This window comes from Paenibacillus sp. WG02 (assembly GCF_055396115.1).
Window position 1 is genome coordinate 5,254,597 of the sequence record NZ_AP036016.1, and the last position, 12,741, is coordinate 5,267,337.

At 44.0% G+C, this 12,741-nt stretch carries 14 protein-coding genes and 1 riboswitch; of the genes, 1 reads left to right on the forward strand and 13 read right to left on the reverse strand.

Annotated features, from left to right (window positions below):
• Position 1 precedes the first annotated feature (1 nt).
• The 5 genes from ACBP55_RS24070 to ACBP55_RS24090 form a co-directional block, all read right to left on the reverse strand.
• Positions 2–652 carry a precorrin-8X methylmutase gene (locus ACBP55_RS24070; RefSeq protein WP_029192918.1) on the reverse strand — a complete coding sequence of 217 codons (651 nt, stop codon included), beginning with the start codon at positions 650–652 and terminating at the stop codon, positions 2–4.
• A gap of 5 nt (positions 653–657) precedes the next feature.
• A complete protein-coding gene (cobK, locus tag ACBP55_RS24075; RefSeq protein WP_464645458.1) occupies positions 658–1,434 on the reverse strand; it encodes a precorrin-6A reductase in 777 nt (258 codons plus the stop codon).
• Positions 1,431–2,396, reverse strand: a complete 966-nt coding sequence (locus ACBP55_RS24080; RefSeq protein WP_464645459.1) for a sirohydrochlorin chelatase — start codon at positions 2,394–2,396, stop codon at positions 1,431–1,433. The genes cobK and ACBP55_RS24080 overlap by 4 nt, the downstream gene beginning before the upstream one ends.
• Positions 2,397–2,414: 18 nt before the next feature.
• Positions 2,415–4,118, reverse strand: coding sequence for a precorrin-3B C(17)-methyltransferase (gene cobJ / locus ACBP55_RS24085; protein ID WP_464645460.1), 1,704 nt, complete (start codon positions 4,116–4,118; stop codon positions 2,415–2,417).
• Positions 4,119–4,250: 132 nt separating this feature from the next.
• Positions 4,251–4,452: riboswitch (cobalamin riboswitch) on the reverse strand.
• Between the two features lie 42 nt (positions 4,453–4,494).
• Positions 4,495–4,725, reverse strand: a complete 231-nt coding sequence (locus tag ACBP55_RS24090) for a hypothetical protein (RefSeq protein ID WP_464645461.1) — start codon at positions 4,723–4,725, stop codon at positions 4,495–4,497.
• A gap of 163 nt (positions 4,726–4,888) precedes the next feature.
• Between ACBP55_RS24090 and ACBP55_RS24095 the strand changes: the two genes are divergently transcribed.
• Complete coding sequence (locus tag ACBP55_RS24095; RefSeq protein ID WP_029192913.1) at positions 4,889–5,467, forward strand: guanylate kinase; 579 nt, start codon at positions 4,889–4,891, stop codon at positions 5,465–5,467.
• A gap of 66 nt (positions 5,468–5,533) precedes the next feature.
• Here ACBP55_RS24095 and ACBP55_RS24100 read toward each other — a convergent pair whose 3' ends face one another.
• From ACBP55_RS24100 to ahrC, 8 genes are all read right to left on the reverse strand, one after another.
• A complete protein-coding gene (locus tag ACBP55_RS24100; RefSeq protein WP_464645462.1) occupies positions 5,534–5,959 on the reverse strand; it encodes a hypothetical protein in 426 nt (141 codons plus the stop codon).
• A 78-nt stretch (positions 5,960–6,037) separates the two neighbouring features.
• The gene (locus ACBP55_RS24105) at positions 6,038–6,514 is read right to left on the reverse strand and encodes an SRPBCC family protein (protein ID WP_464645463.1); all 477 of its coding nucleotides are present in this window, start codon (positions 6,512–6,514) and stop codon (positions 6,038–6,040) included.
• Between the two features lie 8 nt (positions 6,515–6,522).
• Positions 6,523–7,611, reverse strand: coding sequence for an MBL fold metallo-hydrolase (locus ACBP55_RS24110; RefSeq protein ID WP_464645464.1), 1,089 nt, complete (start codon positions 7,609–7,611; stop codon positions 6,523–6,525).
• A 178-nt stretch (positions 7,612–7,789) separates the two neighbouring features.
• Positions 7,790–8,020, reverse strand: coding sequence for a helix-turn-helix domain-containing protein (locus tag ACBP55_RS24115; protein WP_464645465.1), 231 nt, complete (start codon positions 8,018–8,020; stop codon positions 7,790–7,792).
• Positions 8,021–8,059: 39 nt separating this feature from the next.
• A complete protein-coding gene (gene spo0A / locus ACBP55_RS24120; RefSeq protein WP_029197137.1) occupies positions 8,060–8,854 on the reverse strand; it encodes a sporulation transcription factor Spo0A in 795 nt (264 codons plus the stop codon).
• A 234-nt stretch (positions 8,855–9,088) separates the two neighbouring features.
• On the reverse strand, positions 9,089–10,429 hold the full coding sequence (gene spoIVB / locus ACBP55_RS24125) for a SpoIVB peptidase (RefSeq protein WP_029197138.1): 1,341 nt from the start codon (positions 10,427–10,429) through the stop codon (positions 9,089–9,091).
• Positions 10,430–10,547: 118 nt separating this feature from the next.
• Positions 10,548–12,275, reverse strand: a complete 1,728-nt coding sequence (gene recN, locus ACBP55_RS24130; protein ID WP_464645466.1) for a DNA repair protein RecN — start codon at positions 12,273–12,275, stop codon at positions 10,548–10,550.
• A gap of 15 nt (positions 12,276–12,290) precedes the next feature.
• Positions 12,291–12,740 (reverse strand): transcriptional regulator AhrC/ArgR, encoded by a 450-nt coding sequence (gene ahrC / locus ACBP55_RS24135; protein WP_029197140.1) that lies wholly within the window; start codon positions 12,738–12,740, stop codon positions 12,291–12,293.
• Position 12,741: the final 1 nt, after the last annotated feature.

The following is a 12,741-nucleotide window of genomic DNA, read 5'->3' on the forward strand; positions in this document are numbered from 1 at the left end:
GCTACTCCTTACGCGCCGCCATAATCGACAGCGCGTTGACGGCTGCAACGGCAACGGGACTGCCGCCCTTGCGGCCGATGTTCGTGATGAACGGAATGTCCAGCTTGGCCAGTTCATCTTTCGATTCCGCTGCGGAAACGAAGCCCACAGGCACTCCGACGATGAGCCCAGGCTTCGCGATTCCTTCTTTGACGAGGCGAATCAGCTCCAGCAGGGCTGTCGGTGCATTTCCGATGGCATAAATAGCGCCATCCGCTTCCTTAATCGCTTTGCGAATTGAAATTATTGCCCGAGTCGTGTTCAGACGCTTTGCTTCTTCCATGACATCCTTGTCCGAGATATATACTCTAACATCGCCGCCGAATTGCTCGATACGCGGTTTGCTGATGCCGACTTGCACCATCTGAACGTCGGCAACAACGAGTTTACCAGCTCGAATGGCAGCAATACCTGCCTCGATTGCTCTGGGGTGAAAGACAAGACTGCGTCCTAATTCAAAATCCGCTGAAGCATGAATCACACGCTGTACAACCGGATATTGCTCCGGTGTAAACGTATGCTCGCCTAATTCTTCAGTAATCATCTCAAAGCTTTTCTCTTCAATTTCTTGCGGTTGTACGGTTAACGGTTTAAAATCCGTGTGAAAATCCATCGTATTTAGCCCTCCTTATGAATGCTATCGTTTACAAATTGTATAACGCCTTGAAAGTCTGAATAGAGCGTCCCATATTCTAGTTCCGGTCTTCCTATCACAATACTCGGAATACCCATTTCCAGCGCTGCTTCGAGCTTCTCATCCACCGCTCCGACTTTCCCGCTTTCTTTCGTTATCATCAAGGTAACTTTGTAATGGTCATAGAGCGCTTTATTTAACTCTTTGGAAAAAGGGCCCTGCATAGCCACAATATTTTTCTGCTCAATCCCCAGTTCTTCGCATTTCTCCATATTATCTTGGCGTGGAAGCATCCGCGCGATGAGCCTTGTATCGGGAAGCCCAATCAGACGATCAGCAAAAATCTTCAACGTTTTGCTGCCGGTTGTCAGCATAATGCTGCCACGCTTCTCAGCTGCTAACTCTGCAGCTTGTTTATAATCATCAACCGTTGTAATGAGTGCCCCCTGTTCGATGGACAGGCTCTGACGTTCGAATCGAACATAAGGTACAGCTGCCAGCTTTGCAGCCGCCATCGCATTCTTCGACGCTTCCTCCGCAAAAGGGTGGGTCGCATCAACAACCACGCGTAAGCCTTTAACTTGAATTAGCTGATTCATATCATCTGCGGTCAGGCGGCCTGTGAGTACCGGAAGCCCTTCCGCCTCCATGCTCTTTGCTGCACTTTCGGTCACAACTGTTGTGAGCACAGAATAACCTGCTGCGCGAATCCCCAACGCCAGCTCCCTAGCGTCACTTGTTCCTGCAAGAACGAGAATCATCGTTTGTCACCTCTCGAATGGGCATGGTCATGATGTTCATGTTCATGCTTATGATCGTGGTCGTGATCATGTTTATGGTCGTGGTCGTGATGGTGGTCATGTTTATGTTCATGGTCGTGATGGTGATGATCGTCATGATCATGATGGTGATGATGATCGATATGCTTCATCGCCTCAAGCCGATATTGGCACATGTCGCAGTTCATCTTCACTTCATCCTGAAGCGCTTCCTGTGCGCGTCCAATCAAAATCTCTTGTAGCAGCGGATGGAATCCAAAATATGGAGCCATTTGGAATTGTTTATCCGGATATGTCTCCCGATATCCTTGAACCATTTGTTCCATTCGTTGAATCAAAACACCAGTAAACAGGAAATACGGCAAAATGATGACCTTCTTTGCACCGAGCAGCAAACAGCGCTCAATCCCAGCATCCATCAGAGGCGCTGTAACGCCAATAAAGGCTGTTTCCACCCATTTCACCTGAAGCTTCTCCCAGAATAAACGAGAGATTTTAAACAAATCGCTATTCGCATCTGCATCACTGCTTCCACGCCCAACGATGAGCAGCGCTGTTTCACCCAGATCTTCCTTCACTTGAACTCCGAGATCCTCAACCCTTGAAGATAAAATATCCAGAATTTGTTCATGTACCCCAATCGGTCTGCCGTATGTAAATTTCACCAATGGATATTTTAATTTCGCATCATCAATAGCAGACGGGATATGAATTTTCGCATGCCCAGCCGCAAATAAGATAATCGGAATGACAACAATATGAGTGGCCCCTAATTCAACACAGCGGTCAATTCCTTGCATGATCGTTGGTTGAACAAATTCCAGGAAACAGGTCTCGACAATTTGCTCTTTCATCTTACTCGCAATTTCTGATACAAAGAGGCGAACTTCCTCATTCCCGCCTTCTTCCCGACTCCCATGACCCACAAATAAAACAGCATTCATCCTTATTTCCCCCTAATCCTAATCGCCGCAAATGGCATTTTCGATGACGAAACCTACCATTTCTTGATGGCGGTAGCCTTCAATTTCTTTGACACGCTTGAAAAATTTATGAAACCGTTCGTTCGGATGTCCTTCTTTTTGGTAACGTTCCACGATCCTGCCCACTAAGTCGACAAGCTCCTCAGGAGCAATTCCTTCTGCAACGGGTTGAGCCGCATGTGCATTTCGACCTACTGTTTTTCCGCCAAGAAATAGATCGAATTTCTCTTTGCGATAGACGATGCCGATATCTTGCTGAACAGCTCCATAACAAGCCATGCCACACCCGTTAAAGCCAATTTTCAACTCTTTTGGTACTTCTAGATTGCCAATTCGATGATGGATGGCTTCCGCATAAGGAATAGACTCGCCTTTTTCCAAATTACAAAAGTCACATGCTTTGATTTGAGCAACATCACCAATCGGTGATAACAATAAACCAAGTGCACTTAGTTCGGATGTAATCTGCTTAGGGTTATTGGTTTGCACACGAACAATCAGTTGATGATGCGGGGAGTATTCGATGTCTCCACGATCTCCGACAATCTCGCCTAACGCACACAACTGGGCAGCTGTTAACTTTTTATTCGCGATACCCGGGCTTACGGCAAACTCAAAGATCGATTGGGTCGCAGTCAGCTTATTGTCAAATTCAAAAGACACCTCTTTAGTCCCTTTGGATACTAGCTGCAGGGCTTCCATTGCAAGTTGTAAGGAGTTGCTAGGTGACAAATTGGGCGATGACTTTAGCTGGGACGGTTCTTTACTCTCAGTCACCTCAGCATCCATAAGTTCATCTTCTTCATCAAACTCCTCCAAAGATTCATCTAAGTCCTGCCCATCCAGTTGTTCCAAAGCCCAAGGCTCAGCTTCAGATTTCAACCTTTGATGTGGTTTAAGCGGCTGTGTTTCAGCCCCTAAGGTGTATTTCCGCTGGTAACCGCGTGGTGTAATCATGAGACCGTCATACAGCTTAGTAGCGGAATTGCCAATAATAATGGTCGTTAACATGCCAATATCATGATTCAGCATATCAGCAAGCGTCGTCACAACCACATGCTCGCGGTCTCGATACGCGCTTTTAACAATCCCAACAGGTGTTGAAGGAGATCGATGCTTAAGGAGAATGCGCTGCGTCTCCACGATTTGTCTGGTCCGTCTACCGCTTCGCGGGTTATAGAGGGCAATGACGAAATCTGCCATTCCTGCTGCCTCAACCCGCTTCGCAATCAGCTCCCATGGCGTCAGATGATCACTTAAGCTGATGGTGCAAGAATCATGCATAATTGGTGCCCCTAGCAGAGATCCAGCCGAATGAACAGCAGAAATGCCCGGAATCACTTCCACTTGAACGCCATTCTCACGTGTCCAGCCTTGTTCCATCAATACCTCATAGACAAGACCGGCCATCCCATACACTCCAGCGTCTCCACTGGAAATTACGGCTACTTTCTTACCCTGCTTCGCTTGCCGCACAGCCTCTTGCGCACGACTCACTTCTTCCGTCATGCCGGTTCGAACTACTTGCTGTTCGGTTAACAGACCTGCGATAAGATCCACGTAGGTGTTATATCCGATGATGACTTCACTTTCCCCAATCGCTTCCCGTGCACGCTTCGTGATATGTTCAAAACTCCCCGCCCAAAGCCGATAATAAGCAGTTTTCCTGACATTTTGTAACACCCTTCCCCCGTTATTACACAAACAAAAAAAGCATCCCTAACATAAGTCATGTTAGAAATGCTTGGTAAATTACGACAGTTAATAAAACCAGAAGTAACCGCTCTCTAACACTCCCTAATTCCACGTAGGGTTCATGTGTTGTTGAATTAGGCAGGTCTCCTGACTTCATCATCCCCTTGCACCTTCCCAGGTTGTTACCCAGTGGCATGTTGCAAGGAGTTACCGTAATAAACGGCGATATTCACAGTGGCGGGTCCGTGCCGGTATTTCACCGGTCTTCCCTTTTAACCATACATCCGAATGGATATATGGCACCTAATTCCATTGATATGCAATTACGATCATCCTACCATCTATCGATAGGGTTGTCACGTATTTATTCATAGATGGCCTGGTAGAGTCCTTCCATCAGACTCTGGTAACTGCTTGGATTATAGGTAATTTCCGCAAAAGAAACTTGAATGACCTTGTTGATCGTTTTAACGATAAAAAAACTATCCTCCCCACGCTCCGGGTCAATATAGGTATAGCACTCTAAGTGACTGCTTCCCGTTTTTTGACGTAAAAATTCCGTTGCTTCCGCACTTAAATTCGCATATTTAGGCATAGTTAGGTTCCTTTCCATTAAACGAAGTGATGCTATCTATTATAACGTATTTTCACCCTTTGATTCCTATCAAAACGAGAAAGTATTTCTTTAATTTTCAGAATTTTCGTACTATAATGAATCTATCAAGATATCGCTTTCATTCTATGAAGGAGGAATTGATATGAGCAGTCATGAAACGAATGGATTGGTGTTTGTCTTTACGGGTACTAGCGGTTCTGGTCGTAAAACAATTGCCCATCACATTGCCAAAGAGCTTGGTTTCTCATCTGTCGTCTCCTACACAACTCGAACACCTAGACCCAAAGAAATCAACGGGAAGGATTATAATTTCATCTCCCGCAAAGTATTCATCGATAGTGACATTGCAGGTGAATTTTTTCAAACTGTTGAAATTGACGGGAATTTCTATGGTATTAAGAAAGCGGACATCGATGAAGCGCTTCGCAAAGATGGACTTATCTATGTCATTGTGAATCGTTATGCAGCTAACCGTTTCAAGTATACATTTGGAGAAAGAGCGATCCGCTTGTTCATCTATGTCAACAAACAAACGATCATGGAACGCATGCTTGCTCGAAACACGCCAACGGACGTCATTGACCACTACATGAACCACTACATAGAGGAAGTCTCCTACCGCAAGGATTGTGAGCATGTTTTTGAGAATATGAATTTACAAGAAACGATCGACAAAGTAAAAGCAACCATGCTCGCCCACATGCCAACTACAACTAGTTAAATGTGCTAAAAATGCCAAGAGACCCGGTGATCGACATCACCGAGTCTCTTTTTTACGATCTTACATTCATTTTAAAGGGGCTTTTTTCCTCTTCAAAGCCACGAATCCGCCTAATAGTGAAACCGGTACGATGACGACTAAACCAATCAACTCATACCATAATGGAATGCTATTATTGGTTAAAATGGAATCAAACCCGATTGCAGCGCCGATGACACCAATGATGGCAGCATTGAAATATTCGGCACGCTTCGCAACTTTAGCAGCAATGTATCCACCAAGAAACGACCAGAACAAACCAACGACCATAAGCAAAAGTAATAGACCCACATTCGAATATATTGCACTTACATCCTGCTCATTCACCGGGCGATTAGCAAAATATATACCGCCAATTAACGCACTCGATATCATTGTCCCCAAGTTATCAATCGCTACTCCAAGCAGTACACCCAGAAAATGAAATTTTCGTTCACTTTTTTGTTCAACCATAGATTATTCTTCTCTCCTGATCACTTCGATCTACCAACCTTATCCATAATACCATGTGGCCGCCTCAGTATCCAGTTCTTACCTAGATGACCTTGCAGACTCCGCTGTCTCTTCGGCCATCTTCTTCACGTATAAATTGCGCTTTTCAAGAAACTGAGTCATATAGTTAGCTAAAAACAAGCGATCAACAAGCTTCCCCAATCCTCCAAATGGTGAGGTATAATCGAACGTATCAACCATCAAAGTGCCTTGCTCTACAGTTACAAATTCATGTGTATGATGAAATCGCTTGAACGCTCCTCTTACCATTTCATCAACAAAGTAATGCGGCTTCTCCATCCCCGTAATCTGGGCAGTCAACTTCTGCTTAATACCAAAATGATAAGCTTCCCAAGTCACTGTTTCTCCACACTCAATCAACCCTTGCGTCCTGCCGGCTATCGCTCTTTCCCTCGTTTGGGAGGTTGATTCCGCATGGATATCTATACTCCTAGCCAAATCAAAACACACTTCAATTGGTGCTTGAATAAGTAACTCCTGTCGTATTATTGGCATTGACTCCTCTACTTCCACCAAGTTTCTATCGGATAATCCGCGGCATTCACTTGGACAGTTTGACCTATTTTCGGTGTGAGAATTGACACTTTGTTAGCATGTGCGGCCTTTGCGGCACGCTCTACCGGATCTGTCCAGTCGTGTAAGGCTAGCGTAAATGCCCCCCAATGTATTGGAATCATCAGCTTTCCTTTCACATCCAGATGAGCTTGGACTGTTTCTTCCGGCATCATATGAATATCAGACCAGCGATCATCGTACTGACCGCACTCCATCAGCGTAAGATCGAATGGACCATACTTCAGCCCAATTTCTTTGAAATGAGAGGAATATCCGCTATCACCGCTGAAGAAGATATTGGAATGCTTTCCTTTGATCACCCACGAGCACCATAGGGAAGCCCCACGGTCCGTCAAGCTTCTCCCCGAAAAATGTGTAGCCGGCGTACAGGCCAATGTCAAACCATCGTACTTAAACTCCTCCCACCAATCATGCTCTTCGATCTTTTCAGGCTGCACACCCCATCTGATTAGATGACCCCCAACCCCTAACGGGACTAAAAATTTGTTCACTTTATGCTTTATTTTCATGATCGTTCCATAATCCAAATGATCATAATGATCATGTGACAAAACGACCGCATCAATCACTGGCAGCTGCCCAATTTCAAAAGGCAATCCACCGCTATATCTGCCCTTCCCGAACCATGGAAACGGCGAAGGAGCTTTCCCGAACATGGGATCTAATAATAAGGCTTTTCCATCGATCGTTAGTAAGGAAGACGAATGACCAAACCAGGTCACTTTCGTTTCCATATCCTTGGTCAAATTCGGTGTTTCCATTGCTAAATGCGTCATTGGACGTCGATTAGGACTGCTTTTCGCAAATTCTAGCAAGATCCCCACTGTATTCCCGAAGCCCATATTCATCATGGTAGGGACAGGATTTTGGAATTTCCCATTCACATACTGAGAAGATCGAGAGAAAGCCTGTGCCTTCTCCTTCGAGGGTCTCCGTCCAAAAACAGGATAAACATTCATAAAAAGAACAATAACGCACACAATTCCCACTATAATACTCGTCCATATAAGTAACAACTTCTATGCCGCCTCCAAGACCATTTTGTATGACCGTTCCATCTTTGAAAAATAATTGATTAGAAGTATAACGTAAATCCGTATGGTATGGTTCCAAGAATTATGGCGACCAGATTTAACAAAAAAAGAACGCTCTGGATAAGAGCGCCCCTCTTTATGATATGTAGGATTAGAGCCATCAATTCATTACGTTAGACTCGATCGTGACCAATTCATACAAATCATTCACATCACACCCTAGGGTGTCAGCGATAGATATTGCAGACTTAAGCGGCATGATTCTTTTGTTTTCAACAAAGTCGGTAATTCGCTCTGGCTTGTAAAGCAAAGTTCGAGCGAGTTCTCCAACCGTCATGTTGGATTCAAGCAATCGCTCACTAAGTAGGCAGCGACCGAGCTCATATTTCATGCTGATGACCTCCGAAAAATGACAAAGATTCTAACCCTCTCAAGAAACCTTATGCTCGATGCGAAGCTTATCAGCAACCATCGCGATGAACTCCGAATTTGTCGGTTTGGACTTCGAGATGTTAATCGTATACCCGAAGATAAATGAGATGGAATCAATGTTGCCGCGCGTCCAAGCAACTTCAATCGCATGACGAATGGCACGCTCAACACGGCTAGGTGTAGTCTTGTACTTCTCAGCGATAGCTGGGTACAAAGTTTTGGTGATCGCACCAAGGATTTCGATATTATTGTAGACCATCGTGATCGCTTCGCGAAGATATTGATATCCTTTAATATGCGCAGGAACGCCGATTTCATGTATGATGCTAGTGATATTAGCATCTAAATTCTTACCTTTAGGCATATGTACAATATTTGCACGTGTCGTTGAAGTCGTTGCGGATGCTTGATTGTTGCCAACAAGCTGGCGAATACGATTCGTTAGCGTTTCCATATCAAAAGGCTTGAGAATGTAGTAGGAGGCTCCAAGTTGCACAGCTTTTTGAGTGATATTTTCTTGCCCAAAAGCGGTTAGCATGATGATTTTCGGTTGTGTGGGAAGATTCATCTCACGCATTTTTTCAAGTACACCCAGGCCATCCAAGTGAGGCATAATAATATCTAAAATGAGTACATCCGGCAATTCACGTTGTTGTTCAAGAAAACGAAGAACTTCGTTGCCATTGTACGCCACTCCTACAATTTCCATATCCTCTTGCTCACCAATGAACTCTGATAATAAATGGGTAAACTCACGATTGTCGTCTGCTAGTAACACTTGAATTTTTTGCAACTTAAAATCCTCCTTTAGCTACTCAAACAAGTTGGTATTTTCTCTCTTAAGTAAAGGTATTCGACACCCCAACTTAAATTCCTTCTGTCGAATATTATTTTTCTTTTCTTTTAATTCACTTTCTTATATAATTATAAATTTATCTTCTATTTCCAACATTCTTCGACAAATTCGTTGTAAATCGTGTTTTCCCTTGTAGAAAGAGGTTAAGATAAAATAAAGAATCAAAGGCTGTTAACTCGCCTTTGATTCTTTGTAAGAGGCTCCTGATGAAGGTCTAAGAATAATACCTGAGTCCTGAAGCATCCACTCTATGAAACAACCGTAACCACTTGTAGGATCATTTACAAATACGTGAGTAACGGCTCCGATTAACTTGCCATTCTGGATAATGGGGCTGCCACTCATTCCTTGCACAATACCGCCTGTCTTATCTAACAATCGTGGATCCGTGATTTTAATGACCATCCCTTTTGTTCCTGGAATGTCTTGTTTGGACACATGGACGACTTGAATGTCAAATTTCTCAACCTTCTGTCCTTCCACGACCGTATAAATTTGAGCAGGGCCTTCTTTCACTTCTTCTGCAAAAGCAACAGGTATGGCTTCCTTATCCAGGCTGTGGTCAGGAGCAGCATACATTTTTCCAAAAATACCGAATGCCGTATTTCTTTCAATATTACCAATGACTTTACTATCTTTGTACAAGGTAGCATGTTTCTCGCCGGGATCTCCATTATGACTCTTGGAAATAGAGGTCACATTCGAATACACAATATCGCCGTCACCAACGATGATTGGCGTTTGGGTATCCATATCTGTGATAACATGTCCAAGTGCCCCGTAGACGCCTTGATCGGGTGCGTAGAAGGTTAGAGTACCAACACCCGCCGCTGAATCTCGAATGTACAAACCTAAGCGATAGGACTTATCTACGACGTCATAGACAGGCTGCAGCTTAACAAGAATCTCTTCATTGTTACGAAGGATTTTTAGCTCCAGCGGTGTTTTGCTTTCTCCGGATTTGGCTACAAGATCAGCAACTTTACTAACATCCTTGGAGTCTTTGCCATTGATCTTAGTAATTAAATCACCAACTTGAATTTTCGCTTCTTCACCTGGTGAAACTTTTTGGTCTTGGGCAACAGTTACTAAATGATGACCTACGACCAAAATACCGGCAGACTTAATTTTCACACCGATTGTTTGACCACCTGGGATGACTTTCAAATCCGGTACGACATTGACTTTAACGGTCTTGATGGGGATTGCGCCGAACAGCTTGAGCTTCATTTCTGTTTGCCCAGAGTGATCTGATTGCAAAGAGATGGGTTCTTTCAAATTAACTTGAAATGAGTGCTTGGCATTGCCGTTAACCTTTACAATATCCGTATCTTTTACCGTGACTTGGGCGTTGACCGGCATTGTTAGTTGGAGCTGCTTCCCCTGCCCGCTGAATAAGCGAAGTTCCTGGGGGAAGGAGGCAAAGCTTTGAAAAGGCGGAGACAAACTTACCATACAAACGAAGAAGACGAGCAGGAGTCCGAACAATCTTTTTCTTTTGCTGGATTGCAATATCTTCACGCTCCTTCACACTTCCTTAAGCCCTGACGATTGTCGTCGTCAAATGCGTACCTATAAGTTAACCCCACTCTCTTCGTTTTATAACTGAAAATGCTGACTATCTATACTTTCATGCCCTTGCTTTCTTATTTCTTGCCATGGCAAGCATTTCCCCTGCATGATGCAGGGTGGTTTCCGTCACTTCGACACCCCCGAGCATTCTCGCTAATTCCTCAATTCGTCCAGAATCAGGCATATCTTGAACTCGCGTAAATGTACGTTCTTGATCTACTTCTTTACGAATGTAGAAATGAACATCTGCAAAACTAGCCACTTGAGGTAAATGCGTAATCGAGAAAACTTGGCAATTTGTCGACAATACGGACATTTTTTCTGCAATTGCTTGCGCCGCGCGGCCGCTTACACCTGTATCTACTTCGTCGAAAACAAGTACAGGAATTTGATCAATGCGTGCAAATATGGTTTTCATTGCGAGCATAATACGAGAGAGCTCCCCGCCTGAAGCAATTTTACTTAGTCCGCGTAAAGGCTCTCCAGGATTGGGTGCCATGAGAAACTCAATTTGGTCGATCCCTTGCCGTGAGTAGCGTACTTTGTTGCCTCCAACTAGAATGCCGCGTTCGTCAAGTATTTGTTCCACTTGTACACGAAACTGCGTGCGTTCCATCTGCAGATCGCGAAGTTCATGCTCAATTTGATTTGCAAGCTGTTCAGCAATCCCTTTGCGCAAATTGGAAAGATCCAAAGCCGCTACACCCAACTGCTTTTCCTCAGTCGCAAGCTTGTCTTCTAATTTACGAATATGCTCATCTTTATTTTCAATGGTATCGACTTCATTTTTAATTTTATCCAAATAAACGAGTATTTCTTTAATATTCTCTCCATATTTTCGCCTTAGAGACGTGATCATATCTAATCTTTGTTCAATAAAATCCAAACGCGAAGGGTTAAACTCGATACCATCTCGGTAATCACGCAGTTGATATGCAGCGTCTTCCATTTGATAATAAGCGGATTGCGCCTGCTCGAGAAGTGGACTTAGCTTCGTTGGATCCAGTTGAACGATATCTTGCAGTCTGGAAACCGCCTTGCCGGCAGCATCCAAACCACGGTTCGTTGCATAGAGAAAATCATAAGCCTCAGAAGAGCTTTGAAATAATTTCTCCGCGTTAGCCAGCTTTCGCTTTTCTTCGATTAACGTCTCATCTTCTCCGACTTTGAGCTTTGCAGCCGAAATTTCATCGATTTGAAAACGATATAAATCTAGCATTTGAAGCGCCTGTTTGCTTGTTTCTTGAAGCTCTCGAAGCTCTTTTTGCAGCTTCATATATTGATCATAGCTAGCTTGATAGCTTTTCTTTGCAGCCGCAACTTCGGAATCTCCGAATAAATCAAGAGAATCAATATGTTCATCCACATTCAACAGGGATTGATGCTCGTGCTGACCATGAATATTAACCAGCCACTCCCCTGTTTGGCGAAGCATCGTCAAGTTAACAAGCTGACCATTAATTCGGCTAGAGCTTTTGCCTGATGCGGTGATTTCTCTACGAATGACCAAATGCTCACTCGCATCTGCACTTATGCCGAGTTCTGTAAGCGTATGCCAAACTGGATGCGTAGGCGGTAATTCGAACATCGCTTCAATCTCTGCCTTGTCCGCGCCATAGCGTACCAGCTCCGAAGATCCTCTCCCCCCAACAATAAGTGTTAAGGCATCGATAATGATGGATTTACCTGCACCAGTTTCTCCTGTTAAGACATGAAAACCTGCTTTGAAACGAATATGTACATGTTCAATTACAGCCAAATTACGAATCGAAAGTTCTGTAAGCATATGCTCCTCCTGAAATTAAGATAGTAATGACATGACTTCATCCACAAAAGTAAGGCTATTCTCTTTGCCGCGGCAAATCACAAGAATGGTATCATCTCCGCAAATCGTTCCCATAACACCGTTCCACTCCAGATTATCAATAAGTGCGCATATCGTGTTCGCGGTGCCTGGCAAACATTTCATAACGACAAGATTGTCGGTATGGTCAATGCTAACAAAATGGTCACTCAAAGCTCTACGTAGTCTCTGCATCGGGTTAAATCGCTGATCAGCAGGCATGGAGTACTTATATCTGCCATCGTCCAAGGGAACCTTTATCAGATGAAGCTCTTTGATATCGCGTGAGACTGTCGCTTGTGTGACATGAAAACCGGCAGCTCGAAGAGTTTCTACCAATTCATCCTGAGTCTCAATCTCGTGATTCGTAATGATCTCTCTGATTTTTACATGCCTTTGACCTTTCATC

What these genes read in the sequence shown, in the direction of transcription:
- ACBP55_RS24070 (WP_029192918.1), bottom strand. Translation starts at nt 652, where the DNA reads ATGGATTTTCACACGGATTTTAAACCGTTAACCGTACAACCGCAAGAA.
- cobK (WP_464645458.1), bottom strand. Translation starts at nt 1,434, where the DNA reads ATGATTCTCGTTCTTGCAGGAACAAGTGACGCTAGGGAGCTGGCGTTG.
- ACBP55_RS24080 (WP_464645459.1), bottom strand. Translation starts at nt 2,396, where the DNA reads ATGAATGCTGTTTTATTTGTGGGTCATGGGAGTCGGGAAGAAGGCGGG.
- ACBP55_RS24090 (WP_464645461.1), bottom strand. Translation starts at nt 4,725, where the DNA reads ATGCCTAAATATGCGAATTTAAGTGCGGAAGCAACGGAATTTTTACGT.
- ACBP55_RS24095 (WP_029192913.1), top strand. Translation starts at nt 4,889, where the DNA reads ATGAGCAGTCATGAAACGAATGGATTGGTGTTTGTCTTTACGGGTACT.
- ACBP55_RS24100 (WP_464645462.1), bottom strand. Translation starts at nt 5,959, where the DNA reads ATGGTTGAACAAAAAAGTGAACGAAAATTTCATTTTCTGGGTGTACTG.
- ACBP55_RS24105 (WP_464645463.1), bottom strand. Translation starts at nt 6,514, where the DNA reads ATGCCAATAATACGACAGGAGTTACTTATTCAAGCACCAATTGAAGTG.
- ACBP55_RS24115 (WP_464645465.1), bottom strand. Translation starts at nt 8,020, where the DNA reads ATGAAATATGAGCTCGGTCGCTGCCTACTTAGTGAGCGATTGCTTGAA.
- recN (WP_464645466.1), bottom strand. Translation starts at nt 12,275, where the DNA reads ATGCTTACAGAACTTTCGATTCGTAATTTGGCTGTAATTGAACATGTA.
- ahrC (WP_029197140.1), bottom strand. Translation starts at nt 12,740, where the DNA reads ATGAAAGGTCAAAGGCATGTAAAAATCAGAGAGATCATTACGAATCAC.